We start from the raw sequence: 25587 nt of genomic DNA on the forward strand, positions 1-25587 counted from the left end.
TCCAGGAAAATGTGAAACGGGGGAAACAACGGGGCGAAATTCAAAGTATTGCGGTGTCTGCTCAGGCTGTCGCGGCAACGTCCGGATGCTCGGCAAGCGAAACGAACTGACGTGTCGTGCTGTCGAGTGCGTCGATGGAACCGGATTCGATGTCATACACCCAGCCGTGCAGCTTCAGGCGGCCTTGCGCAAGCGCCAGCGCAACGGAAGGATGCGTCCTGAGATTGTTGAGTTGCGCGATCACGTTCTCGCGCACCATGGAGTCGATACGATCGCGCTCGCTCGCATGTTCGCGCGATTCGTTAACGAGTTTTGCCGAATCGGCGTAACGCAGCCAGTTCGCGACGGCAGGCATGTGATCGAGGCACTTGCAGGTCGCAACGGCCGTCATCGCGCCGCAATCCGAATGGCCGCAGATCACCACATCCGTCACGCCTAGCGCGGCCACCGCATATTCGACCGTCGCCGATACGCCGCCCGGCTCCGGACCGAACGAAGGCACGATATTGCCGGCATTGCGGATCACGAAAAGATCGCCGGGTTCGCGCTGCGTGACCAGTTCGGGCACCATCCGGCTGTCCGAACATGAGATGAAGAGCGTGCGCGGCGTCTGGCTTGTCGCCAGCTTGCGGAACAACTCTTTGCGCGCGGGGAAAACGTCGCGCTGAAACTTCAGAAAACCGTCGATGATGTCTTGCATGATCTGCTCCATTCAGGCGCGCTGTGTGCGCTGCGTTGAACAAAGAATGGACGCGATCAGCCATAGTGTCCAAGACCCGTTTATGATGGCCACTATAGGCAATGCCAATAGTCAGGAACCGACATGCTGCTACGTCATATCCGCTACTTTCTGGCCGTCGCGGAACACCGCAATTTCACGCGCGCCGCCGAGGCGCTGCACGTGTCGCAGCCCACGCTGTCGCAGCAGATCCGGCAACTGGAAGACACGTTGCGCACGCAGTTACTCGACCGCTCGGGCCGCACGGTGCAACTCACGGATGCAGGCGCGGCATGGATGCGCTACGCAAAGCTCGCGCTACAGGATCTCGACGCGGGCGTGCGGGCAATTCACGATGTCGGCGAACTGAGCCGGGGCAATCTGCGCCTCGCCGTCACACCGACCTTCACCGCCTATCTGGTCGGACCTGTGATCGACCACTTCTATGCGGCGCATCCGGGTATCGCCATCGATATGCAGGAAATCACGCAGGACCAGATCGAAGCGCAACTCGCCGACGACCGGCTCGATGCCGGCATTGCATTCGAACCCGCGCATACGGCGGAAATCGAAAGCCAGCCCTTGTTTCAGGAGACGCTGAGTCTGGTGGTCGGCAGCGGGCATGCGCGCGCGTCGCGCCGCAAGCCGCTTTCCGCGCAGGATTTCGCGAAAGAACCGCTGGTGTTGCTGAACAAGGCGTTCGCAACGCGCAGGTATATCGATGAGTATTGCGCGCTGCATCGCGTCCGGCCGCACGTTGCCATCGAGGTGAACTCGATCAGCGCGATCGTCGAGATCGTGCGTCACGGGCAGCTTGCAACGGTGCTGCCCGATGGCATCGCGCGCGAGCATGCGGACCTGCGGCCCGTTCCGCTCGATCCGCCTTTGCCCGCGCGAACAGCCGCGCTGCTCCAGCGCAAGGACGCCTATCGCACGGCGGCGAGCAAGGCGTTCGTGCAGATATTGATCGACACCATCAGGCGCTGAGAAGGCTTTAAACGAACTAGGAGTCGATCTCCTCGCTCTGCGCGTCGCGCGCGGCGATCTTCAGTTGACGCAGCTTGTGATACAGCGTCTTCTTCGGCATGCCGAGCGCCTCGCTCGTGTCGGCTACATTGCCGTGATGACGCCGCAGCATGTCTTCGATCAGCATGCGCTCGAAGTACGCCATCTGATCGGCGAGCGTGCCGCCCTTTGCCGCCGGCGCCACCGTGCCGCTGCTTTCCACCAGCAGGCTGTCGCCCGTCAGGCCTAGCACGAAGCGGTCCGCAACGTTCTGCAATTCGCGCACGTTGCCGGGCCACTGGTGCGTCATCAGTTCCGACAACTGCGACGCGGACACGACCGGCGCCGGTTGGCCGAAGCGGCGCGCAGCCGCGAGCACGAAGTGCTCGAACAGCAGCGGCACGTCTTCACGGCGTTCACGTAGCGGCGGCAATTCGATCTGCGCAACGTTCAACCTGTACAGCAGGTCCGCGCGAAAGCGGCCGTCGTTGGACAGCGAGGCGAGATCGGCTTTGGAAGCCGCGACGACGCGGCAATCGACGGGAATCGACTCGTTCGCGCCGAGCCGCTCCAGCGTGCGTTCCTGCAACACGCGCAGCATCTTGATCTGCAGCGCGATCGGCATGGTTTCGATTTCGTCGAGAAAGAGCGTGCCGCCGTTCGCCCACTCGATCTTGCCGACACGCTTCTTGATCGCGCCGGTAAACGCGCCCGCTTCATGCCCGAACAGCTCGCTTTCGAAAATCTGTTCCGGCAGGCCGCCGCAATTGAGCGCGACAAAATGCTTGTCGCGCCGTCCGCCGAAATCGTGCAGGCTGCGCGCAATCAGTTCTTTGCCTGTGCCCGTTTCGCCCGTGATCAGCACGGATACCGATGTATCCGCGAGCCGCAGAATCTTCTTGCGCACTTCCGCCATTGCCGGCGATTTGCCGAGTACCAGCGCTTCAATCCCTTGCCAGTTGTCGAGCGCGGCGCGCAGGCCCTGCACTTCCAGCGTGAGCCGCCGTTTCTCGACCGCACGGGCGACGCGTCCCGCGATATGGTCGGACGAAAACGGCTTTTCGATGAAATCGTAGGCGCCGACCTGCATCGCGCCCACCGCCGTCGAGATGTCGGCATGCCCGCTGATCAGCACGACGGGAATGTGCGAATCGATCGCCATCACCTTGTCGAGGAGCTGCAAGCCGTCGATGCCCGGCATCCGCACATCGGACACGATCACGACCGGCGCGCCCGGCGCGACTTCCGCCAGAGCCTGTGCCGCCGACGCAAACGCGCTGACAGGAAAGCCCGCCAGCGCTACCGCCTGCTCCACGCCGAAGCGCACGTTCTCGTCATCCTCGACGACGAGAACCCTGATTTCATCTCCCATGAACCACCCTCTGCGACGTCGCCGCCGCGAATTCGATAGTGAATTGTGCGCCGCCGTCCGCCAGATTGGCGGCGGAAATCTTCGCACCGAAACCTTCGACGATACGCGACGTGATCGCCAGTCCCAAACCGAGGCCGTGTCCGCGCGGCTTCGTCGTCACGAACGGCTCGAACAGATGCGCGAGCACTTCGGGTGCGATGCCCGGGCCGCTATCGGAGATCGTGAACAGCACGCGCTCGCGTGCGTCCGGGTCGGCGGCGGCAATCGTGATGATGCGTTTGTCTTCGTGATGCACGGCGTCGAGCGCATTGCCCAGCAGATTGACGATCACCTGCTGCAACTGGCTCGATTCCGCCCATACCGTCGTGCCCGCCGGAATCTTCACGTCGAGCTGCACGCCTTCGTCGCGAATCCGCGATTCGTAGATGAGCCGCGCGTGCGCGACCGCTTCCGTCAGCGACACCGCCACGCGCTCGATATCGGGCTTGCGTGCGAACGTCTTCAGCTCGCCCGTGAGCACAGCCATGCTGTCGACGAGCTTCGCCACACGCTCGAGATTCGCGACAGCCTGCGCAGGTTGATTGCGCTCGAAGAACGTGCGCGCGTTGTCGCACAGCGTGCGGATCGCGACGAGCGGCTGATTCAGTTCGTGCGTCAAGCCCGCCGCCATCTGGCCAAGCACGGCGAGCTTGCCCGCGTGCACGACTTCCTGCTGCGAGTCGCGCAGACGCTGTTCCGTCCGTTTGCGTTCGACGATCTCCTGCTGCATTCGCTCATTGGTCGCCACCAGCGCGGCCGTGCGCTGCGCGACCGTCATTTCGAGGCGATCGTTCGCGAGACGCAGCGCGTCCTGCGCCTTGAGCTTTTCGGCGATCACGCGCCGCCGCTGCACCGCGTACAACGCATACAGCCCGGCGATCAGAAACACGGCCGTCACGAATGCGAGCGCAACCTGCTGCTGACGGCGTGCAGTTGCGACGTCGAGCAGTACCGTGATCGAATCGCCCGCTTGCGGCGCGGGTCGCGACATCACGAGAAACTGCGTGGTGCGGCCTTGCTTGCGCCAGTCGGGAAAGCGCCCGAGCCACGCAACGCCGTTCCAGTCGCCCACGCGCCGGTACAGCAGCGCATCGACATTGCGTCCTGCATATTGCCGCGAAGCCTGAATGTCGCGCTGCTGTTGCGCGGTGATCGGCCGGAACGCGGTGAACTTCCACGCCGGTACGGTCGAGATGACGATCACCCCATTGCTGTCGATCACGACAGCCGCTTCGCCGGGCGTTCGCCAGGCCGCTTCCAGCGAATCGACGCTCAGCTTCACAGCCGCCGCGCCGACTGGCTTGTCGCCATCTCGCACCGCGCTTGAAAAGTACAGCCCCGGCATGCCTGTGTTCGTGCCGATGCCGAAAAAGCGGCCCGTGCCATGCGCGAGCGCATCCTTGAAATACGGCCGATAGGAAACGTTGGTGCCGACGAAGCTGAACGACTGGTTCCAGTTGCTCGCGGCGATCACTTCGCCTTGCAGGTCGATCACGTCGACGGCGAGACTGCCCGCGTCGTTGTTGACGGCTTCGAGATAGGTATCGACTTCATGCAGGAGTTGCGGCGACGCGCCCTGGCCCGCGCGCAGCAGCGCGCGCACGCTGTCCTGACGCGCGACGATGGCAGGCATCATTTCATAGCGGCCCAGCTCGCTTTTCAGACTGGCGGCGTACAGGTCCAGCCGATGCGCACCGACCTGCGCGAGTGCATCGATGGCGCGGTCCCATGCAAACTCGACGGCCGCGAAGGCCGCGCCGAGATACAGCGCGCCGGCGGCGGCCCATGCCCACAACGGTATGCCTCTTATTCTCACGCGCACGTTTGAACCTCATCGATGCCCGACGCCCGGCTGCATGGACCAGGCACGGCGCCACAAGCGAAAACGGGCGGCGCAAACTGGTTGCACCGCCCGGTCACCGCGCCGCGCCGGGCGCGGCCGCGTCATTGGCTGAAATCTCGGCCGAAATCTCAGCCGAAATGCGCGAGCAGGATCAGCGTCAGCGTCACCACGATCGCACCGCCGATACGCGTAGCAATCTGCGCGAACGGCATCAGCGTCATACGGTTCGCCGCCGTCAGGATCGCGACGTCGCCCGTACCGCCCTGGCCGCTGTGGCAGGCGTTCACGATCGCGGTGTCGATAGGGTACATCTTCAGGAAGCGTGCAACCACAAAGCCCGTACCCATCAGCGTCGCAACCGTCACGACGATGGTCACGATATTGGCGAACGTGAACGCCGCCATCAGCTTGTCCCACGGCGTCATCGCGACGCCGATTGCGAACAGCAGCGGATACGTGACTGCCGTCGAGAAGAACTTGTAGACCACGAACGCGCCTTCCTGCAACTGCGGCGAGACGGCACGCGCGAGCTTCACCAGCACCGCGAGAAACAGCATCGCGACCGGCGCGGGCAGACCGAACAGGTTGCGGCACATCAGGCCGAGCAGATACAGCGTGATCGCGGTGATGCCGGCGGCGGCGATATGCGTGACGTCGATATGGCCGGTGATTTCTTCTTTCACCGGGTCCATCTCATCCTGTTCGCCGACCTGCAGACGGCCTTTGCCCGTCAGATGCGGGAGGCGCTTGCCGAGCATGTCGAGCGCGCCGGACAGCACGATCGCCGTGAGGCTGCCAAGCATCACGGGCGGCAGCACCTGGGCGAACAGCTCGCCCTGCGGCAGATGCATGATTTCCGAGTAACCGATCGACAGCGGAATCGCGCCCTCGCCAACGCCGCCCGCCATGATGGGCACCACGATATACAGCAGCGTATGGCGCACGCCGAGCCCGAACGCCGCACCGACCGCCGTGCCGACGATGGCAGCCGCAATCGAGCCGACCGCGAGCGGCACGAAAATCTTGATGAAGCCCTGAATCAGCACGCGCCGGTCCATGCTCAAGATACTGCCGACGATGATCGACGCGATGAACAGGTACAGGAAGTTCGTCTGCTTGGTGAATTCCGTCGTCAGATTGAGGATGGGCTTCGGCAGCAGGTGATAGAAGGTGAGCGCCGACGGCACGAAGGTCGCGCAGATCGCCGCCGCGCCGATGTTGCGCAGAATCGGCAGACGCTTGCCGAGTTCGGCGCACGTAAAGCCGAAGAAGGCGAGCACGGCAATCGCCATCGAAATTTCGCCGGGCACCTTGCCCGTCACGGCAAAGCCTGTGATGAGCGCCAGCAGGATGAAGTAGACGGGCAGCGGGATGATGCCGATCCGGTATTCCATCAGCTTCCACCAGCCTTCTGGCCAGAAGCGCGTTTTGCTGACGGGTTGCTGCGCGGGCACCGGCTGCGACGAGCCGTGGGCGTGCGAAGTCGTTTGCAAAGCATGTCTCCTTGAATTGGATGCGTGGGGCTGCATCGCTTGTCTTTGGCCGGGTGGCCAGTGGACGCCTATAGCGCAAGGGGCATGCCAATTTTTCGGCCTTCAACGAATTATCTAAAACGTTGATTTTTATGGACTTTTATCCGGACACGGAAATTCAGTTCCGAGACTTCAGAATCGACCCCGGAGACCAGGCTGAGATTTCAGCCATTCGCTAGAATCGTTGGATGACTCGATTGGGGAAAACCATGCAGGACACATGGCAGTTCCAGATCAGGATCACCGTTTCGGACGAACGGGCGGCCGCATTGCGCGCCGATCCCGCTGCGCAGTCTTATGCGCCGCTGCACGATGTGCTGAGCCAGCATCGCGCGACACTGACATGCCAGTTCGATGCGTTTGCCGGATACGTGAAGGAAGCGGAAGAAGTCGGGATTGCGGCGTATCCGCTTTACGAGTGGACGCGGCAGACCATCGAGAATCCCGAGAAGAAGGCGAAGTATCTGCGTTCATTCACCGTCTACGTGGACGGCGAGCAGATTTACGCGAAAGAGACGGCAGACTCGCTCGAGGCCGCGCTTGAATCGCTGGCGCTGGATAGCGCGTCGGGCATCGAGCGCGTGTTCAAGTACGACACCAATCCCGCCAATAACCCGCAGCCGCCTCGTTCGGGTGGCTGAACAGGATAACCGGCTCGCCGCGCCCTCAACTGAAGGACACTGGCGAGCCGGCTACCGCCGCGCGCACCTCAAACCAGCGCGATTTCAACGTCGATATTGCCGCGCGTCGCTTTCGAATACGGACACGTTTGATGCGCCGTATCGACGATCTTCTGTGCGACGTCGGCGCTCACGCCCGGCAGGCTCACGTTCAGACGTGCCTGCAGGAAGTAGCCGCCCTCACCCGTGCCAAGGTCGACTTCGGCATTCACCGCCGTCTCGACGGGCAGCGCCACTTTCAGTTCGCGCGCGGCCAGTCCCATTGCGCCGATAAAACACGCTGACCAGCCTGCCGCGAACAGTTGCTCGGGGTTCGTGCCCTTGCCGTTCGATCCCGGCGGCGAGAGCTGGATATCCAGACGGCCGTCGGAGCTACGCGCCGCGCCTTCGCGGCCGCCTGTGGTTTGCGTCTTGCCCGTGTACAGGACGTTGTCGATCTTTGCCATCTTGCGCTCTCCTCTGATCGCGGCTTAGTGATGTTTGAAGGTGGACACGCTGAACTCGCCCGAAATCGTGCGATGCCCCGATTCGACGGTCTGGGTGGCGACGCCGCCCATGTCGTCATTGATGGCCGCGTTGCGGCTTGCTTCAGCGACGATGGCACTCGGGCCTTGTTGTGATACCGGTGCGCCTTGCGTCGGGTTGTAGTGCGGTGCGGGGCCGTAGCCACTTGCGAAGGCCGTCGACGACGCGGCGATGGTAAGGGCAAACAGGACTGCAGCTTTGAAGGACTTTTGCATGGTGAACTCCGTTAGGTGAAGGGTGAAATCTTTTCGCGAGCGAACTGTTTTGGGTGTCGCCTGGTTTTGATCTTGTGCGATTGCATCGCGTACGACGTATTCTACGTTTTTAGGTTTTTGTGTCAAGTGCGATTTGATCGTGTGCGATTTGTTTTGTGAAACAGTGTGTTTGGTTTTTTTGATGGGGTTTGGGGTTGGTGGGCTTTTGGGGCCCCTGTGCGGGGCGGCACTTTGGGTTGTCTTGCGACGCTGGTTTGGTTTGCTCGTGTTTTTGATGGCATCCGCGTTGGCGCCTTCGCGGCGCAAGCGTTGCCCCTGTGCGGGGCGGCACTTACTTTCTTTGCCGCCGCAAAGAAAGTAAGCAAAGAAAGCGGGCTAACACCGCCAATTCTTCACCACTGCCTGAGGGCCCCCAACGGTTCTTATCCTTCAAACGGCAACCGCTCCGTTAAATGCCTGTTGCCAACGCTTCGAACAAGCGCCTCACCCGCTTCAAGCACCCATAGCGCAGCCAGTGGCAGCGAATGGTTACAGCCGCCCAGGTGGCAAACTGTGTGTAGGTCGTAGTGCTTCACGCCTCGGCGCTCTTACGACACCGCTCGTGGTTTTCAGTCCGGAGTGATGCGTGTACGCCGCGAACTCCGACACACAGTTTGCCGCTATAGAACGTGGGCGATTTGATGGCGCGCGTGGCGACGCGGGAATGTGAAGCAGGTTAGGCGCTCAATAAGAGCGTTGGCAGCGTGCATGGAGAAGAACGTTGCCGCGAACAGGACGGGGCCGTTGGGAGCCCGTGGGCGAAGGTCAAGAATTGGCGGTGTGAGCGGCTTTCTTTTGCCTACTTTTCTTTGCCGCGGCAAAGAAAAGTAGGTGCCGCCCCGCACAGGGGCAACGCGTGAAGCAGGCAAGACAAATCGCGGATGCCAGTGACAAACACAAGCAAACCACACCAGCGTCGCAAGACAAACCAGAGCAACGCGCACGTACAACGAAAACATCACACGGATGCCAGTAACAACAAAAGCAAACCAAACCCAGCGCCGCAGGCACGCTTACTCTTGCTCACTAACAGCCTTAATCAAATTATTCCGCAACGTAACTATCCCCTTCTGCATCTTTGCAAACTCATCAGCCCCAAGCCCGCATGCCTCGACCAGATCCATGCCGAAGGCCTTTTCACGCAGCTTGCGACCAGCCTTGGTCAGGCTGACCCGCACCTGCCGCTCGTCCTCAGGATCGCGCTGGCGCTCCAGATACCCCATCGCCTCGAGCTTCTTCAAAATCGGCGTCAGCGTGTTCGACTCGAGAAACAGCTTTTCGCCCAGACTGCTCACCGTCTGGTTGTCCTCTTCCCACAGCGCAATCACCGTGATGTATTGCGTATACGTCAGCCCCAGTTCCTCGAGAATCGGCTTGTAAGCCTTGCCGAACGCGAGATTCGCCGAATAAACGGCAAAGCACAGGAAGTCGGCGAGCTTCGGGTTCGTGTCTTCTGCCTTGGCGGTGGTCTTCATTTGCGTCCTCGTCAGCACGAGACAAATGTCTCTATGAGGACGCATTATACATCGTGTGCGATTTAATCGGAAATGCTTGACATTACAGGCGGGTTACGGGCAGGACGCTCCGTCGTTTCAGTACACGTCCCGCACGTAGCGCCGGTTCTTCGCCATCGCGCCGACATACTCCTCGGCGCGCTCCGCGCTCATCCCGCCATGCTGTGCAACGACATCCCTCAACGCGGCATCGACGTCTTTCGCCATCCGGCTCGCGTCGCCGCATACGTAAAAATGCGCGCCTTCGTCGAGCCACGACCACAGTTGCGCGCCCTGCTCGCGCATCCGGTCCTGCACGTAGACCTTGTCGGCCTGATCGCGCGAGAACGCCAGATCGAGGCGCGTCAGCAGCCCGCTTTGCTGCATGCCTTCCAGTTCCTCGCGGTAATAAAAGTCCGTCGCTGCGTGCTGTTCGCCGAAAAAGAGCCAGTTGCGGCCCTTCGCGCCCCGCGCGTCACGCTCGTGCAGGAAGCCGCGGAACGGCGCGACACCCGTGCCGGGACCGACCATGATCATCGGCGTGTCGCCGCTGCGCGGCGGGCGGAAATGCGCAGACTTCTGCACGAAGACGGGCACGCTGACGTCACGCGCGCGGTCCGCGAGGAACGTCGACGACACGCCTTTACGGTTACGCCTGCCGTTGTTGTAACGCACGGCAGCAACCGTCAGGTGCACTTCGCCTTCGTGTGCCTTCGGGCTCGACGCGATCGAATAGAGACGCGGCTGCAAACGCTTGAGTACGCCGAGCAATTCGCTTGCGGAAAGATCGGCGGGAAACTCGTGCAGCACGTCGGCGAGTTGCTGGCCCCACAGCCATTGCTTCAGATCGGCTTTGCGCTCATCCGAGAGCAGCTTCACGAGCGCATCGTTGCGGCTGCGCGAGGCGATCAGTTGCAGCGCTTCCATGCTGGGCCGCGCGATTTCGTAGTGACGTGCGAGCGCTTCAGCGATCCGCATATCGCCGACACCCGCCACGTGTACCGCTGCATCCGCTTTCACGCCCGACAGATCGATCAGTTCGTCGACCAGTTCGGGGCAGTTTTTCGGCCACACGCCGAGCGCATCGCCTGCTTCGTATTCGAGGTTCGATTCGCCGATCGCGAGCGAGAAGTAGCGCGTGTCCTTCGAACCATTGCGGTTCAGGCGCAGATTCTCGACGAGCCGCGATTGCGCAGGGCTCGTCTTCGACGGCGTCGCGCCGGGCAGCACAGCGGGAATCACGCCTTGCGCGGGCACTTCATGGAGCGATGCATCGTCGGCCTTGATCTTCGCGATCACAGCTTCGAGCCACTTGTCGGCGGCCGGCTGAAAATCCGTGTCGCAATCGACACGCGGATTCAAACGCTTCGCGCCCAGTTCCGAGAAGCGCGCATCGAGCTTGCGGCCGTGGCCGCAGAACTGGTCGTAGCTGGGATCGCCGAACCCGAGCACCGCGTATTGCTGGTCGGCGAGGCGCGGCGCGCTGTCGGCCTGCAATGCGTTCCAGAAGCTCTGGCCGTTATCGGGTGCATCGCCGTCACCGAACGTGCTCGTCATCAGCAGCACATAGCGATGCTGCGCCAGCGCGGCAATCGGAAAGTCCGCCATGCACGACATGCGGATTTCGAAGCCGCACTCCATCAGCTGCGTCGCGTATTGCTCGCTCAGCGATTCGATGTTGCCTGTCTGCGATGCCCACAGCAGCGCAACCTTGGGGCGCGGATGCGCGATGCGCACGGCCGACACGTTATCCGCTGCCGGTATCAAAGCCGCCACCGGCTCCGGCTCGGCGCGGCTGAACATACCCGCAAGCACGCCATCGAACCAAAGCCGCGTATTCACCGGTAGCGGCGCATTCGCGGGCAAGGTCGGCACACCGCGCGCCTCGCCCTGCGACGAACGCAAGCCGCTGACAAAACCCGCCATATAGAGCCGCGCTGCGTCGTCCAGCGTCGGCGCGGGTGTGTCGGTAAGGCCGAGCATGGCGGCAAGAGCGTCGATACGTGACATATCCAGTTCCTGTTGCGGACGAACCATCGCGACGGGTGCATCGGCCGCGACTTCGGGTGCTGCTTCGGTTTCGCGCGGCGGCGCTTCCACCACGTCGGCTTCGACGCGCGTCAGCGCCACTGCGCAGAATTTCAGCTCGGGCTGCTGCGAGATTGCGTCGATTGCATCGCTTGTCACCGCGTTGATGCACAGATCGTCGCCGTACACGTCGTTCCAGTGCATCGGCGCAAAGGCATTGCCGGGGCGCACGCGCTCGGTGACGACGGCAGGCAGCACCGCGCGGCCACGGCGCGAGCGAATCTCGACCCGATCCTTGTCACGCACGCCAAGCGATGCTGCGTCTTCCGGATGCAATTCGACGAACGGCGACGGGTTCAGCTTGTTGAGCATCGGCACCTTGCCCGTCTTGGTCATCGTGTGCCATTGATGCTGCAAACGGCCCGTGTTCAGCACGATCGGGAATTCCGCGCCGGGCATTTCGGCGGGATCGACATGCGGACGCGCGAAGAACATCGCCTTGCCGCTCGCGGTCGGAAACACGAGCGCCGGGCGCGTGCCGTCGGGCAGCACTTTCAGGGTCTGGCTGACGCCATCGTTGATATAGCGCAGCGGATTTCGGTCCGATGCGGCATCGGGCGCACACGGCCATTGCAACGACGTATCGCGCAGCCGCGCGTGACTCGCGCCGCGCAGGTCATAGCCCGTTTTCGGATTCGACACGCGCGCGATTTCATCGAACACCTCAGCCGCCGATGCATACGTGAACGCATCCGCGAAGCCCATCTCGCACGCGACGCGCGCGATGATCTGCCAGTCGGCGAGCGCGGCGCCGGGCGGATCGATCGCCTTTTGCATCAGCGTCATGTTGCGCTCGGAGTTGATCATCACGCCTTCGGCTTCCGCCCACAGCGCGCCGGGCAGCAACACATCCGCGTAACGATTGGTCTCCGTGTCGAGGAACGCGTCCTGCGTGATGACGAGTTCGGCAGCCTGCAAACCGGCAATCACGTTCTGCCGGTTCGCGACGCTCGCCACCGGGTTCGTGCAGATGATCCAGCACGCCTTGATATCGCCCGCCGCCATGCGCGAGAACATGTCGACGGTGCCCGTACCAAGCTTCGTCGTGAGCGTGCCGCGCGGCACTTCCCACAGGTCTTCGATAAATGCACGGTCTTCTTCGACCAGCACCGAGCGCTGCCCCGGCAGACCCGGACCCATATAGCCCATCTCGCGCCCGCCCATCGCATTGGGCTGACCCGTCAGCGAAAACGGGCCGCTGCCGGGACGGCAGATCGTGCCCGTCGCCAGATGCAGGTTGCAGATCGCATTCGTGTTCCAGGTGCCGTGCGTGCTCTGGTTCAGGCCCATCGTCCAGCAGCTGATCCATTCGGGCGCTTCGCCGATCCACTGCGCGGCCTTGCGAATGTCGGCTTCGGGAATGCCGGTGATCGCAGCCACTTTCTCAGGCGTGTAGTCGTCGAGAAAGGCGGGCATCGCGTCCCAGCCTTCCGTGAACTGCGCGATGAATTGCGGGTCCGTATGCCCGCTCTTGTGCAGCAGATGCAGCAGGCCATTGAGCAGCGCGAGATCAGTGCCCGGATTGATCTGCATGAACAGATTCGCCTTGTCCGCCGTCGTATTGCGGCGTGGATCGACAACGATCAGCTTCGCGCCCGCTTTCACGCGATCCATCATGCGCAGGAACAGGATGGGATGACAGTCGGCCATATTCGCGCCGATCACGAAGAACAGATTGGCCTTGTCGAAATCCTGATACGAACCAGGCGGGCCGTCCGCACCCAGCGAGAGCTTGTAGCCACTGCCTGCGCTCGCCATGCACAGCCGCGAATTCGACTCGATGTTGTTCGTGCCGATGAAGCCTTTCGCGAGCTTGTTGACGAGATACTGCGCTTCAATCGACATCTGCCCCGACACGTAAAACGACAGCGCATCGGGGCCATGCTCATCGAGAATCGCGCGCAGACGGCGTGCGGTGTCGGGAATCGCAAGATCGACGGAAACGGGAATCGGATCGGCGTCGCGCGTGCGCCGCTCGAACGCGCTTTCAAGGCGGCCCGACTTGCGCAGCGCGACGTGCGCCGATTGCCCTTTCGTGCAGAGACGTCCGTAATTGGTCGGATGGTCCTTGTCGCCGGAAATCTTGACGACCTGTCCGTCCTCAACCTGCAGCACCATCCCGCAACCCACGCCGCAGTAAGGACAAACCGTCTTGATGTTCTCGCACGCCATTGCAGGGATCCGTTAGTCGCTCATATCCGTGTTACGCCGATACCCATACGTGCCCGTCTTCGACACGCGTCGCAAACGCGCTGACGGACTTGTCGGGCGCTTCGAGGCATTCGCCCGTGCGCAGATCGAAATGCTGCTTGTAGATCGGCGACGCGACGACGACGCGCTCGCCAAGGCTGCCGATCAATCCACGCGAGAGCACAGCCGCCTGCGAGTTGGGATCGAAGTTGTCGATCGCAAACACGCCGCCGCGTTCGCCTTCGATCCGAAACACCGCCACCTGCTCGCCGTTGACGAGCGCGCACACGCCCGTGTTCGGCACGATATCGTCGAGCGCGCAGATGGAAGTCCAGCTGGTCGGCAGACGGTCGTTGTTCATGTCGTGCTCCGTTCTATCGATGAGTAATTGACGTGATGACTTGCATCAAACCGTTTCAGCCGATTCCGGCGTCTGTTCGACGACAACCGGAATGCGCACGGGACGTTGCCGTTCTTCGGGCGTAGCAGGACGAATCTGGCCACGCGTGGCGACGAAGTTGATGTTGTCGTCGGCGCTGTCGCTGTTGACGAAGTGACGAAAGCGCTTGCGCGTTTCAGGGTCCGTGACGGCCTTCTTCCATTCGCATTCGTACGTGTCGACGACATGCTGCATTTCCGCTTCGAGTTCCGCGGCAATGCCGAGCTTGTCGTTGATGATCACGTCGCGCAGATACTCGAGGCCGCCTTCGAGGTTCTCGCGCCACACGCTGGTGCGCTGCAGGCGGTCGGCAGTGCGCACGTAGAACATCAGGAAGCGGTCGATGTAACGGATCAGCGTTTCGCGATCCAGGTCCGACGCGATCAGTTCGGCATGACGCGGCTTCATGCCGCCGTTGCCGCACACGTAGAGATTCCAGCCCTTCTCCGTCGCGATGATGCCGACGTCCTTGCCTTGTGCTTCCGCGCACTCACGCGTGCAGCCCGACACGGCGAACTTCAGCTTGTGCGGCGAGCGCAGGCCCTTGTAGCGGTTCTCGATATCGATCGCGAGGCCGACGGAATCGTCGACGCCATAACGGCACCACGTCGAACCGACACACGACTTCACCGTGCGCAGCGACTTGCCGTACGCATGGCCCGATTCGAAGCCGGCAGCGATCAGCTCTTCCCAGATCGACGGCAACTGATCGACACGCGCGCCGAACAGATCGACACGTTGACCGCCCGTCACCTTCGTATAGAGGCCGTATTTCTTCGCAACCTGGCCGACGGCGATCAGACCGTCCGGCGTCACTTCACCGCCCGGCATGCGCGGCACGACGGAATACGTGCCGTCGCGCTGGATGTTCGCGAGGTAGTAGTCGTTCGTGTCCTGAAGGCTCGCATGCTCTTTCTTCAGCACGAACTCGTTCCAGCACGACGCGAGAATGCCTGCCACTGCGGGCTTGCAGATATCGCAGCCCAGACCGTGGCCATGTTTTTCGAGCAGCGCGCCGAAGGTCTCGATACGTTCCACTCGAACGATGTGATACAGCTCCTGGCGCGAGAACGGAAAGTGCTCGCACAGATGGTTGTTGACCGCGAGACCCTGTTTTTTCATCTCGGCCTTCATCACCTGCGTGACGAGCGGCACGCAGCCGCCGCATGCCGTGCCCGCTTTCGTCGCGCTCTTCACATCGCCGATGGTCGTCGCACCCGCGCACACCGACGCGCAGATCGCGCCCTTCGAGATGTTGTTGCACGAGCAGATCTGCGCGCTCTCGGGCAATGCATCGACGCCGAGCGCGGGCTTCGCGTTGCCGTCCGCTTGCGGCAGGATCAGGAATTCCGGGGATTCCGGCAACTGGATGCGGTTCAGCATCATTTGCAGCAGCGTGCCGTATTCGCTAGCATCGCCGACCATCACACCGCCGAGCAGAAACTTGCCGCAATCGGACACGACGAGCTTCTTGTAGACCTGCTTGCGTTCGTCGCTGAACTGATACGTGCGGCTGCCCGCCGTCGCGCCATGCGCGTCGCCGAGACTCGCGACATCGACGCCCATCAGCTTGAGCTTCGTGCTCATGTCGGCACCGGCAAACGCGGCTTCTTCTTCGCCGAGAATCTGCTTGGCCGTCACACGCGCCATTTCGTAGCCCGGCGCGACCAGACCAAAAATCTGGCCATTCCACAGCGCGCATTCGCCGATTGCGTAGATGTCGGCGTCGCTCGTGCGGCATTGATTGTCGATCACGATGCCGCCGCGCGGACCGACTTGCAGGCCGCTCGAACGCGCAATCTCGTCGCGCGGACGGATGCCTGCGGAAAACACGATCATGTCGGTGTCGAGATGGCTGCCATCGGCGAACTGCATGCGATGCGTGCCTTCTTCACCATCGACGATCTCCAGCGTGTTCTTCTGCGTATGCACCGTCACGCCGAGTTCTTCGATCTTGCCGCGCAGCATCTTGCCGCCACCGTCGTCGACTTGCACGGCCATCAGGCGCGGCGCGAATTCGACCACATGCGTATCGAGGCCCAGATCGCGCAATGCTTTCGCGCATTCGAGACCGAGCAGCCCGCCACCGACGACGACGCCCGTCTTCGAGCGCGCGCCGCATTCCTGCATCGCTTCGAGATCTTCGATCGTGCGATACACGAAACAGTCCTTGCGCTCCTTGCCGGGCACAGGCGGCACGAATGCGTACGAGCCGGTGGCAATCACGAGCTTGTCGTACGACAGCGTTTCGCCCGTCGACGTCGTGACCGTGTGCGCGTCGCGATCGATCGATACCGCTTTCGCGTTCAGGCGCAGCACCATGTCGTCGCGATCGAAGAAGCCGGGCTCAACCAGTGAGAGATCGTCGGCGGACTTACCCGAGAAAAACTCCGACAGATGCACGCGATCGTAAGCAGGACGCGGCTCCTCGCACAGCACGGTGATGTCGAGGCGCGCAGCGGTCTGTTCCGCGAGGCATTCGAGCAGTTTGTGGCCGACCATGCCGTGGCCGATAACGATGACTTTCATGTCGCCGATCCTGTCAGAGAGGGGATTCATTGATTTAATTCGTTGCGCCGAACGCGGCTTCGCGCGCGCTGTGTTCGGCGGAGAAGCGCACAGCAATGGCGCAGATCGCGGAAGCCAGCACGAGGCCGCCGAGCGTCATCAGCGTTTGATGCAGGTCGCCCATGCCCTTCGCGAGAAAGCCCGCTGCGACGGCGCCGACATTGCCGCCCGCGCCGACGATGCCTGCCACGCCGCCGAGCGCCTTGCGATCGATGAACGGCACCAGTGCGTACGTCGCGCCGCACGCCATATGCGTGAAGAGACCGAACACCAGCATCGCGAGCACCGCGAGGCCCGCGTGGCTCGCTTGCGAGAACAGCAGCAGGCCCGCGCCTTCGCCGGCGATCAGCACGAACAGCAGCAGCGAACGCGCCGACAGCCCGCGTTGCTTTGCGCCCCAGTCGGACAGCAGGCCACCTAGCGGACGCGCGAAGATCGCGAGCAAGCCGAAGCTGCCCGCCGCGAGACCCGCTTCGCGCAGCGACAGTTGAAAGTGATCGACGTAGTAGATGGCTGCGACGTTGTGAATGAACACCTCGACGCCGAAGCACGCGGCGTAAGTGACGAACAGCATCCACACGCGATAGTTGCGCGACGCCGCGAGCAGACTCGCCCAGCCGCCCTTCTTGCCGCTATCGATAGCGATGCCGCGTGCGCGCAGTTCGCTGAAATTGCCTTGCGGGCAATCCTGCGTGTAACGCCAGTAGAGCGAGGCCATCACAGGCATCGCGATACCGGGCAGCACCAGCGCGACGCGCCATGCATCCGAATCGCTCGCACCCAGCGCGACGATGCCAGCAAGCATCAGCGGCACGAAGATCTGCGCGGCGCCTGCGCCCGCGTTGCCCCAGCCCGCGCTCGTCGCATTGGCCGTGCCGACCACGTTGCCCGCGAACATCACCGACGTGTGATATTGCGTGATCACGAAGCTCGCGCCGACCGCGCCGATGCCGAGACGGCACAACAGGAACGTGGTGTAGTCGTGCGCGAGCGCCGCGCCGAGCACGGGAATTGCGCCGAGCGTCATCAATGCGACGTAGACCTTGCGCGGCCCGAAGCGGTCGCACATCGGACCGACAATCAGACGCACGAGAATCGTGATCGCGACGGCCGCGATGTTGATGTTCGCTACCTGATCGGCCGTGAGATGAAACTCCTGCTTGATGAGCGGCATCAGCGGCGCGCACGCAAACCACGCGAAGAAGCAGACGAAGAACGCCATCCACGCGAAGTGGAATGCACGCATGGCGGGCGTGCGCCAGTTCAGCAGATCGATCGATGTGGCTTTGTCGCTCATGTTCCGGGCCTGTAAACGACTACGGCGTCCCGCGAATCGGGTGCAAGACCAGATTCAGGGGACGCCGTTGTCCAAAATTCGTCGGTAACTCGGGGATGCTGCTTTGCGGCTCGTCGTTGAGCGCTGCGTGAGTGTTAAGGCAAGGTGTGTGCCATGTGTGTTACCGATGGCGCCAGGCCTTGTGGGGATTGGGTTTGCGGGGGTTTGGCGTGGGTGTCGCTGGAATCTTATGCTGATTCACGATGAGGCTTGACGGCACTCTGCTGGTGCAGCGCAGCACTGTGGGCGTGCCTTGAGGGTGCGTCGATTGGTGACGCACATGTTTGGGTCTCGCCTGGCTCTATGCTTCCCGCGCCTCCCTCAACTCCCCCGCAATGAAATCGACAAACGTCCGGATCCGCGCCGACATCTGATGCCGTTGCGAATACACCGCGAAGATATCCGCGCCCGGTGTCTCATACGCAGGCAACACCTGCACGAGCCGTCCATCGGCGAGATATTCATTGATATCCCACTCCGCGCGCATCAGGATGCCGTGTCCCTCGAGCGCCCATTTGACAGCGATCTCGCCATCGTTAGTCGTCAGATTGCCGTTGATGCGCACCGCCTCCGTCTTGCGCGCAGCACCGCGGCCGGTCGCGAGCCGCCACACGCCATACGCTTCATCGCCTTGCCGTATGCCGATACAGTTGTGCCTCACCAGTTCATGCGGCGCGAGCGGCATCCCGTACTCGGCGATATACGACGGCGCCGCACACAGCAGCCTTCGATTCGGCGCCAGCCTGCGCGCAACAACCCGGCTATCGGGCGGCTCGCCAAAACGGATACAGACATCGAACGCATCGTCGGTGAGCGGGGGCGGCGTGACGGACAACTGCAACTGCACCGCCACCTGCGGATAACGATTCACGAAACGCGAAATGGCCGGCGCGACATGACTGCGCCCGAAACCCAGCGTCGCATTCACACGCAGCAAACCCTTCGGACTCTTCTTCGCGCTGCCCAGCAACTCCGACAGCGCATCGATTTCATCCAGAATGCGCCGCGCGTGCTCCAGATACACCTCGCCTTCGGGCGTCAGCATCATCCGGCGCGTCGTGCGGTTGACGAGCGGCACGCCCGCGCGCTGCTCCATCTGCGTCAGCCGCTTGCTCACGGCGGCGGGCGTCAGCCCCAGTTCGCGCGCCGCCGCGCTCAGGCTGCCTGACGCTGCCAAGGTCGAGAAAAAGCTCAGATCGGTCGGTTGAACGGTGTCGGTCACGGTTCGATTTGTGAATTCAAGTTAAAGATGCTTTGAGTCTAGCACCGGTTACTGCGTTCTCAGTTAGGTAAAGTCGGCTCCATTCCAGATCAATTGAAGGAGTGAGACATGAAGACCTATCGCATTGCCACCATTCCCGGCGACGGCATCGGCAAGGAAGTCGTACCGGCAGGCAAGGAAGTGCTCGAAGCGCTGGCGCGCACCAGCAACAGCTTCCGTTTCGAGTTCGAGAATTTCGACTGGGGCGCCGACTACTACCGCCAGCACGGCGTGATGATGCCCGCCAACGGGCTCGACGCGATCCGCAACAAGGACGCGATCCTGTTCGGTTCGGCAGGCGACCCCGATGTGCCCGATCACGTGACGCTGTGGGGCCTGCGCCTCAAGATCTGCCAGGGCTTCGACCAGTACGCGAACGTGCGGCCGACGCGCATCCTGCCCGGCATCGACGCGCCGCTCAAGCGCTGCACGCCCGAAGACCTGAACTGGGTGATCGTCCGCGAGAACTCGGAGGGCGAATATTCCGGCGTCGGCGGCCGCGTGCATCAAGGGCATCCAATCGAAGCCGCCACCGATGTCTCCATCCTCACGCGCGCCGGCGTCGAGCGCATCATGCGCTTCGCGTTCCGCCTCGCACAGTCACGTCCCCGCAAGTTGCTGACCGTCATCACGAAGAGCAACGCGCAACGTCACGCAATGGTGATGTGGGACGAAGTCGCGCTGCAGATTTCGAAGGAGTTCCCGGACGTCAAATGGGACAAGGAACTCGTCGATGCATCGACGGCGCGCATGATCAACCGCCCTGCTTCGCTCGACACCATCGTCGCCACCAACCTCCACGCGGACATCCTCAGCGATCTCGCCGCTGCGCTCGCAGGCAGCCTCGGCATCGCGCCGACGGGCAACATCGACCCGGAACGCCGCTATCCGTCGATGTTCGAGCCGATCCACGGTTCGGCCTTCGACATCATGGGCAAGGGCCTTGCGAATCCGATCGGCACGTTCTGGTCGGTCGTGATGCTGCTCGAACATCTCGGCGAATTCGACGCTGCGAAGCGCGTGATGAGCGCAATCGAAACCGTCACCGCGGATGAATCGCTGCACACGGGCGATCTCGGCGGCAAGGCAACGACAGCGCAAGTGACGGCGGCTGTCTGCGCACTCGTCGAGAAAGTCGCCGTGGCCGCATAACACGCGCCCCAAGGCTTCGCGCTCACAACAACTAACGCGCTGCACATAGCAGACGACGCGCGAAGCCTCCGTTGTCCGGCACAGCCCGGCTCAACCTCCAAGGAGGAGACAATGCAAGCGGAACTCGAAGCGCGCGTATCGCGCAAGCTCATGTGGCGGATCATTCCGTTCGTGATGCTGCTCTACTTCGTCAGCTTTCTCGATCGCGTCAACGTCGGCTTCGCGGCGATGACGATGAACAAGGCCATCGGCCTTTCGCCGACGGCGTTCGATCTCGGCGGCGGGTTGTTCTTTATCGGCTACTTCCTGTTCGAAGTGCCGTCCAATCTGATCCTGCATAAAGTCGGCGCAAGAATCTGGATCGCGCGCGTGATGGTGACGTGGGGCATCGTGTCGGCGGCTTCGGCGTTCGTCACGGGACCGACCAGCTTCTACGTGCTGCGCTTCGTGCTGGGCGTCGCGGAAGCGGGTTTCTTCCCCGGCATCATCCTGTATCTGAGCCTGTGGTTCCCGGGCAAGCAGCGCGCGGCAGCCGCCGCGTGGTTCATGGCGGCCGCGCCGATATCCACGGCCATCGGTTCGCCGCTCTCGGGCGCGATCATGCAGTTGCCGCCGATGTTCGGTCTCGCCGACTGGCAATTGCTCTACATCATCGAGGCCGTGCCTGCCGTGATCCTCGGCTTTGTCGTGCTGAAGTTCCTGACGGATACGCCTTCGAAGGCGAACTGGCTGCAAACCGACGAGCGCGAATGGCTGATCGCCAAGCTGAAGACGGAAGCAGACGAGCGCAAGGGCCACGCAGGACACACGGCGGGCGCGTTGAGCGCGCTGCGCGATCCGCGTGTGCTGGCACTCGCGCTGATTTACTTCGGCACGTCGGCGGGCTTGTATACGCTCGGCCTGTGGGCACCGCTGATCATCAAGCAGTTCGGCTTCACCGCGTTGCAGACGGGCCTGCTGACGGGCATTCCGAGCGTGCTGGCAGTGATCGCGATGGTCTGGTGGGCTCGGCATTCCGACCGCACGGATGAGCGCACGTGGCACGTCGTGATTCCTTGTGCGCTGGCGTGCGTCGGCTTTATCTTCGCGGGTCAGGCGGGCACTGCCCTGTTGATCGTGCTGGCGCTGGTGGTCGTGAATGTCGGCATCAGTGCCGCGAAAGCGCCGCTGTGGGCGATGCCCAGCATGTTCCTGTCAGGCGCAGGCGCGGCAGCAGGCATTGCGATGATCAATTCGATCGGCAATCTGGGCGGTTTCGTGGGCCCGTTCGCGATCGGCTGGCTCAAGAACGTGACGGGCGGATACGCCGCCGGGCTGTATGTAGTCGGCGCGACGCTGGCCGTGTCGGCCGCCGTCACGCTGCTGTTGAGCCGCAAGGCCGCGCAGCAACCCGCGACAGCCTTGCGGCACGATCACTGATTACATTCACCAACGGGCCGGTACGACAGATCCACGTCACCGGCCCAGTTTTCTGATTTTCTGCTTGCCGTCACCGAAAGCTTTACGCGCTGTACCGGCCGCCTGCTGCAAATCACCCTTCAACTGCTGCGTGCGATTGCCCGTCGCCTTCCCGACCACTTCGTTGACCTTCCCCTTCACCTGCTGCGCCATGCCTTTGATCTGATCACGGTTCATGTGGCTTCTCCCTGTCGATTGACGCCTGGCGTCATCGGAGAGAGCAACATGCAATTCACGCGCCAGTGCCTGTCGCAACGCTTGTCAGCCTGTCTGAAGCCCTGAATCGAACGTCTTCATGACAAAGCGCTGGTAACTTCTACCCGTCATTCGACATCCGCTTCGACGCGCTCTGCCGCCCACGCTTCCAGTTCTTCAGCGGATATCGCCGGCGAGTACAGAAAGCCCTGCAGTTCGTCACATCCGATGCTGCGCAGCGTATTCGCCTCGTCATCGCTTTCGACACCTTCCGCCACGACACGCAATCCCAGTTCGTGTCCCAACTCGATGATCGCCTTGATGACGGCGAGATCGGCGGGCGCATCGAGCATGTCGCGCACGAACGCCCGGTCGATCTTCAATCGGTCGAGCGGGAAACGGTTCAGATAGCTGAGGCTCGAATAACCCGTGCCGAAATCATCGAGTGACAGCTTCACGCCGAGCGCACGAATCGCGCGAATCGCTTCGAGATAGTTCTCCGCACTGTCCATCAACACGGTTTCCGTCATTTCGAGTTCGAGCCTGTGCGGCGCCACGCCGTGGGTCGCGAGACTGCGCCGCAACGTATCGACGAGATCCGCGTCACGCAACTGGATCGCCGACAGATTGATCGACATGCGCAGATCGCCAAGCTCGTCGCCACGCCAGCGCGCGAGTTGCTTACACGCTTCATCGATCACCCATGCGCCGATGGGAATGATCAGCCGCGTTTCTTCGGCGATAGGAATGAACTGCGCGGGCGTCACCGCGCCCAGTTGCGGATGCGTCCAGCGCAACAATCCTTCGACGCTGACCAGCGCGCCCGTTTGCGCATCGAGACAGGGCTGATACGCAAGCCGCAATTCGTGCCGCTCGATCGCGGTGCGCATGCAGGCTTCGAGCGCGAGCCGCTGACGCGCGCGCTCGGCCATATCCGGCGAGAAGAACTTCACGAGATTGCGCCCCGCTGCTTTCGCCTGATACATCGCGGCATCGGCGTTCTGCATCAGCGTTTCGATGTCGGTGCCGTCTTCGGGATACAACGCCACGCCTACGCTGCACGCGACCTGCAGCGTGACGCCGCCCATTGCATGCGGCTGGCGCACGAGCGGCAGCAGACGTTCGTCGATGGTGCGCGCGACGTCCGCTGCACTGCCCACGTCGGCGAGAATCATCGTGAACTCGTCGCCGCCCAGACGGCTCACGGTGTCGCCGCTGCGCACGGCCTGCACGAGCCGACGCGACACCGAACGCAGCAGGCCATCGCCGATATGGTGGCCAAGCGAATCGTTGATGTCCTTGAAGCGGTCGAGGTCGATAAAGAGCACGGCCACGCGCTGCTGCGCATGCTTTGCATTTTCCAGCGCGACGCCGAGCCGTTTCGTGAACAGCGCGCGGTTCGGCAATTCGGTCAACACATCATGCTCGGCGAGAAACTCGATGCGCGCCTCGCTCTTCTTGCGATCGGTGATGTCGATCAGCGTGCAGATATAGTGCGAAACGTTGCCGCGTTTGTCGCGTACCGCGCTGATCATCAGCCACGCCGGATAGTCGCCGCCCTGGCGCCGTTTGATCTGCGCTTCGCCGTTCCATGAACTCGAACGGTCGACCAGCGTGGCGAGCGCCGTAATCACCGCGCCGCCGCTCCCGCCAGCGACGATGAACGCGGGCGGCTTGCCCGCGATATCTTCCGCGCGATAGCCGGTCGCCCGATAGAACGACGCGTTGGCCGTCAAAAGACGCCGATCCTGGTCGAGAATCAGGATCGCCTCGGAAGACGCTTCGAATACCTTCGCCCACAGTTCGAGCCGCTGCTCCATCAGCTTGATCTGGTTGATCGGCGTAAAGGCGGTCAGCACGGCGTCGCGGCCCTGGAAGTTCAGACGCCGCGCGGACAGCATCGCCCATGTCGGTTCGGTGCTGGCTTTCCAGCGCACTTCGAATTCGTCGACGGCATCGCGATCGGACAACTGCTGGAAGAAACGCGCGCGCACAGACGAATCGAGGCCATACGCCCACGGGTCCGTCGTGCAACCGTTGAGCCAATACAACGCGGGCTGGTTGGCGTGCAGCACTTCGTGACCGGGCACAGCCGTCACCATCATCGGTACGGGCGTCGATTCGACGAGCGCATGTTGCGCAGCCGACGCGCGCGCCGTCGCCGCGAGTTCCTTTTGCACGTCGCGTTCGCGATCGAGCTGCTCGAGCATTTCGTTGAAACCACGCACCAGCTGACCGATTTCATCCTGGCTGTGCCAGCTTGCGCGCAAGCCGTGATCGCCCGTTCTGCGCACGGTGTCCATCACGCGCGCAAGCTGGCGCAGCGGCCGCGAAATCTGCTGCGCGACGAAATAGACCATGCCGAGGATGCTGCACAACAGGAAGAGCGCCGTACCCAGATGCAGCCACATACGCGAGAACAGACCGCGCACGCGCGCATGCAACAGACCATCGAGCTGATCCGACGTACTGCGCCATGTGTCGCGCACGCTGGTCACCAGCGTCTGCTGCTGTACATCGACGATCGATAGCAGCGCGGGATCGACTTCACCATTGCTGTCGACGATGATGCGCGCCGCGTGCCGGTACGATTCGACAGCCGTGAGCATGCGCGACATCGAAGGCCCGATCGTCGAGTCGAGCGCATGATTGGCCGCGCCCGCTTCCGAAAAGTCGGAACGCAGACCTTGCAGCACGGCATCAAGCTGCCCTTCCAGCACGAGATAGCGCGTGCGCAGTTCTTCGTGCGAGTGCACGGCATGCACGCCGTCGTGCAACTGCCGGCCAATCCGGTTCACGGATTCGAGCAGTGCCGGATAACGGAGGATCGACAGCGACATCGCGTAGTAGCTGTCGAGGTCGGGATCGAGAATCAGGTTCGACTGGTTGCCTACGCGCGTCACGAGTTCGCGGCATGCTTCGAGTGCTTCGTTGATTTGCGCGGCGGTGGGCTGTGCCTCGCGAGCCAGCACGTCGAGCGCGGCGCGCACGCGCCTGTTCAGGTCCGCGCTTTCCAGATGCGCGCCGTAGCGTGCCTCCGTGCTGGCGAGATCCGCTTGCGCACTTTTCAGGCGCGCTGCGGACGGCCGCTGTCCCGCGCCCGCCATCGCGACGTCGATCAGCGCATCGCTCACCGTGCCGATGTATGCGTTGCCAACGATTTCCTTGTTCGAGAAGTCGATCGAAATGTACTTCTCGTGGATCAGAATGCCGCTGATGTAGACCACTGCCGTGAGGTCGAGCAGATAGATCAGCAGCAGCTTACGTCCCACGCGCAGACGCGCAAGCAGGCGGAAAAATAGATTGCGCTTCATGGCAGGCGCGCCGCCGCGTACGACATCGAACGAGTCACACCGCACTCCCGGTCAGAGGTTGCAGAAAAGAGGCGCACGCCCCGATAAAGCTGCACGCCACTACGGCATATCGGCCAGTCGATTCG

At 62.4% G+C, this 25587-nt stretch carries 18 protein-coding genes; 4 read left to right on the forward strand and 14 right to left on the reverse strand.

Going from position 1 to position 25587, the window contains the following annotated elements:
• Nucleotides 1-61: 61 nt before the first annotated feature.
• The gene (locus G3O01_RS21690; RefSeq protein ID WP_205807190.1) at nt 62-700 is read right to left on the reverse strand and encodes a carbonic anhydrase; all 639 of its coding nucleotides are present in this window, start codon (nt 698-700) and stop codon (nt 62-64) included.
• Between the two features lie 123 nt (nt 701-823).
• Between G3O01_RS21690 and cynR the strand changes: the two genes are divergently transcribed.
• Entirely contained in the window at nt 824-1705 is an 882-nt protein-coding gene (gene cynR, locus G3O01_RS21695; protein WP_205807191.1) for a transcriptional regulator CynR, read from the forward strand.
• 16 nt (nt 1706-1721) lie between these two features.
• On the opposite strand, the gene G3O01_RS21700 is transcribed toward cynR, so the two are convergent.
• The 3 genes from G3O01_RS21700 to G3O01_RS21710 form a co-directional block, all read right to left on the reverse strand.
• Nucleotides 1722-3095 carry a sigma-54 dependent transcriptional regulator gene (locus tag G3O01_RS21700; RefSeq protein WP_205807192.1) on the reverse strand — a complete coding sequence of 458 codons (1374 nt, stop codon included), beginning with the start codon at nt 3093-3095 and terminating at the stop codon, nt 1722-1724.
• Nucleotides 3085-4956 (reverse strand): ATP-binding protein, encoded by a 1872-nt coding sequence (locus G3O01_RS21705; protein ID WP_205807193.1) that lies wholly within the window; start codon nt 4954-4956, stop codon nt 3085-3087. Before G3O01_RS21705 ends, G3O01_RS21700 begins: the two co-directional genes overlap by 11 nt.
• Nucleotides 4957-5105: 149 nt before the next feature.
• Complete coding sequence (locus G3O01_RS21710; protein WP_205807194.1) at nt 5106-6470, reverse strand: 2-hydroxycarboxylate transporter family protein; 1365 nt, start codon at nt 6468-6470, stop codon at nt 5106-5108.
• A 248-nt stretch (nt 6471-6718) separates the two neighbouring features.
• Here G3O01_RS21710 and G3O01_RS21715 point away from each other — a divergent pair, with 248 nt between their 5' ends.
• Nucleotides 6719-7150: a hypothetical protein gene (locus G3O01_RS21715; RefSeq protein ID WP_205807195.1), complete on the forward strand. Its 432-nt coding sequence runs from the start codon at nt 6719-6721 to the stop codon at nt 7148-7150.
• 68 nt (nt 7151-7218) lie between these two features.
• On the opposite strand, the gene G3O01_RS21720 is transcribed toward G3O01_RS21715, so the two are convergent.
• The 8 genes from G3O01_RS21720 to G3O01_RS21755 form a co-directional block, all read right to left on the reverse strand.
• Nucleotides 7219-7635 (reverse strand): organic hydroperoxide resistance protein, encoded by a 417-nt coding sequence (locus G3O01_RS21720; protein WP_205807196.1) that lies wholly within the window; start codon nt 7633-7635, stop codon nt 7219-7221.
• A 24-nt stretch (nt 7636-7659) separates the two neighbouring features.
• A complete protein-coding gene (locus G3O01_RS45375; RefSeq protein ID WP_241024147.1) occupies nt 7660-8235 on the reverse strand; it encodes a hypothetical protein in 576 nt (191 codons plus the stop codon).
• A gap of 746 nt (nt 8236-8981) precedes the next feature.
• Entirely contained in the window at nt 8982-9443 is a 462-nt protein-coding gene (locus tag G3O01_RS21730) for a MarR family transcriptional regulator (RefSeq protein ID WP_205807197.1), read from the reverse strand.
• Between the two features lie 117 nt (nt 9444-9560).
• Entirely contained in the window at nt 9561-13721 is a 4161-nt protein-coding gene (locus G3O01_RS21735) for a sulfite reductase subunit alpha (RefSeq protein ID WP_205807198.1), read from the reverse strand.
• A 31-nt stretch (nt 13722-13752) separates the two neighbouring features.
• Nucleotides 13753-14100 (reverse strand): nitrite reductase small subunit NirD, encoded by a 348-nt coding sequence (gene nirD / locus G3O01_RS21740; RefSeq protein WP_205807199.1) that lies wholly within the window; start codon nt 14098-14100, stop codon nt 13753-13755.
• Nucleotides 14101-14145: 45 nt separating this feature from the next.
• The gene (nirB, locus tag G3O01_RS21745) at nt 14146-16707 is read right to left on the reverse strand and encodes a nitrite reductase large subunit NirB (RefSeq protein WP_205807200.1); all 2562 of its coding nucleotides are present in this window, start codon (nt 16705-16707) and stop codon (nt 14146-14148) included.
• A 34-nt stretch (nt 16708-16741) separates the two neighbouring features.
• Nucleotides 16742-18043: an MFS transporter gene (locus tag G3O01_RS21750; RefSeq protein WP_205807201.1), complete on the reverse strand. Its 1302-nt coding sequence runs from the start codon at nt 18041-18043 to the stop codon at nt 16742-16744.
• A 340-nt stretch (nt 18044-18383) separates the two neighbouring features.
• On the reverse strand, nt 18384-19304 hold the full coding sequence (locus G3O01_RS21755; RefSeq protein ID WP_205807202.1) for a LysR substrate-binding domain-containing protein: 921 nt from the start codon (nt 19302-19304) through the stop codon (nt 18384-18386).
• Nucleotides 19305-19412: 108 nt separating this feature from the next.
• On the opposite strand from G3O01_RS21755, the gene G3O01_RS21760 reads away from it, so the two are divergent.
• Both G3O01_RS21760 and G3O01_RS21765 read left to right on the forward strand, forming a co-directional pair.
• On the forward strand, nt 19413-20495 hold the full coding sequence (locus G3O01_RS21760) for a tartrate dehydrogenase (protein ID WP_205807203.1): 1083 nt from the start codon (nt 19413-19415) through the stop codon (nt 20493-20495).
• A 111-nt stretch (nt 20496-20606) separates the two neighbouring features.
• Complete coding sequence (locus G3O01_RS21765; protein ID WP_205807204.1) at nt 20607-21914, forward strand: MFS transporter; 1308 nt, start codon at nt 20607-20609, stop codon at nt 21912-21914.
• Nucleotides 21915-21950: 36 nt separating this feature from the next.
• Here G3O01_RS21765 and G3O01_RS21770 read toward each other — a convergent pair whose 3' ends face one another.
• Nucleotides 21951-22130 carry a CsbD family protein gene (locus tag G3O01_RS21770; RefSeq protein WP_205807206.1) on the reverse strand — a complete coding sequence of 60 codons (180 nt, stop codon included), beginning with the start codon at nt 22128-22130 and terminating at the stop codon, nt 21951-21953.
• Nucleotides 22131-22276: 146 nt separating this feature from the next.
• Nucleotides 22277-25462 (reverse strand): EAL domain-containing protein, encoded by a 3186-nt coding sequence (locus G3O01_RS21775; RefSeq protein WP_205807215.1) that lies wholly within the window; start codon nt 25460-25462, stop codon nt 22277-22279.
• Nucleotides 25463-25587: the final 125 nt, after the last annotated feature.

The sequence above is a fragment of the Burkholderia sp. Ac-20365 genome, from assembly GCF_017104715.1.
Lineage (GTDB): Bacteria > Pseudomonadota > Gammaproteobacteria > Burkholderiales > Burkholderiaceae > Paraburkholderia.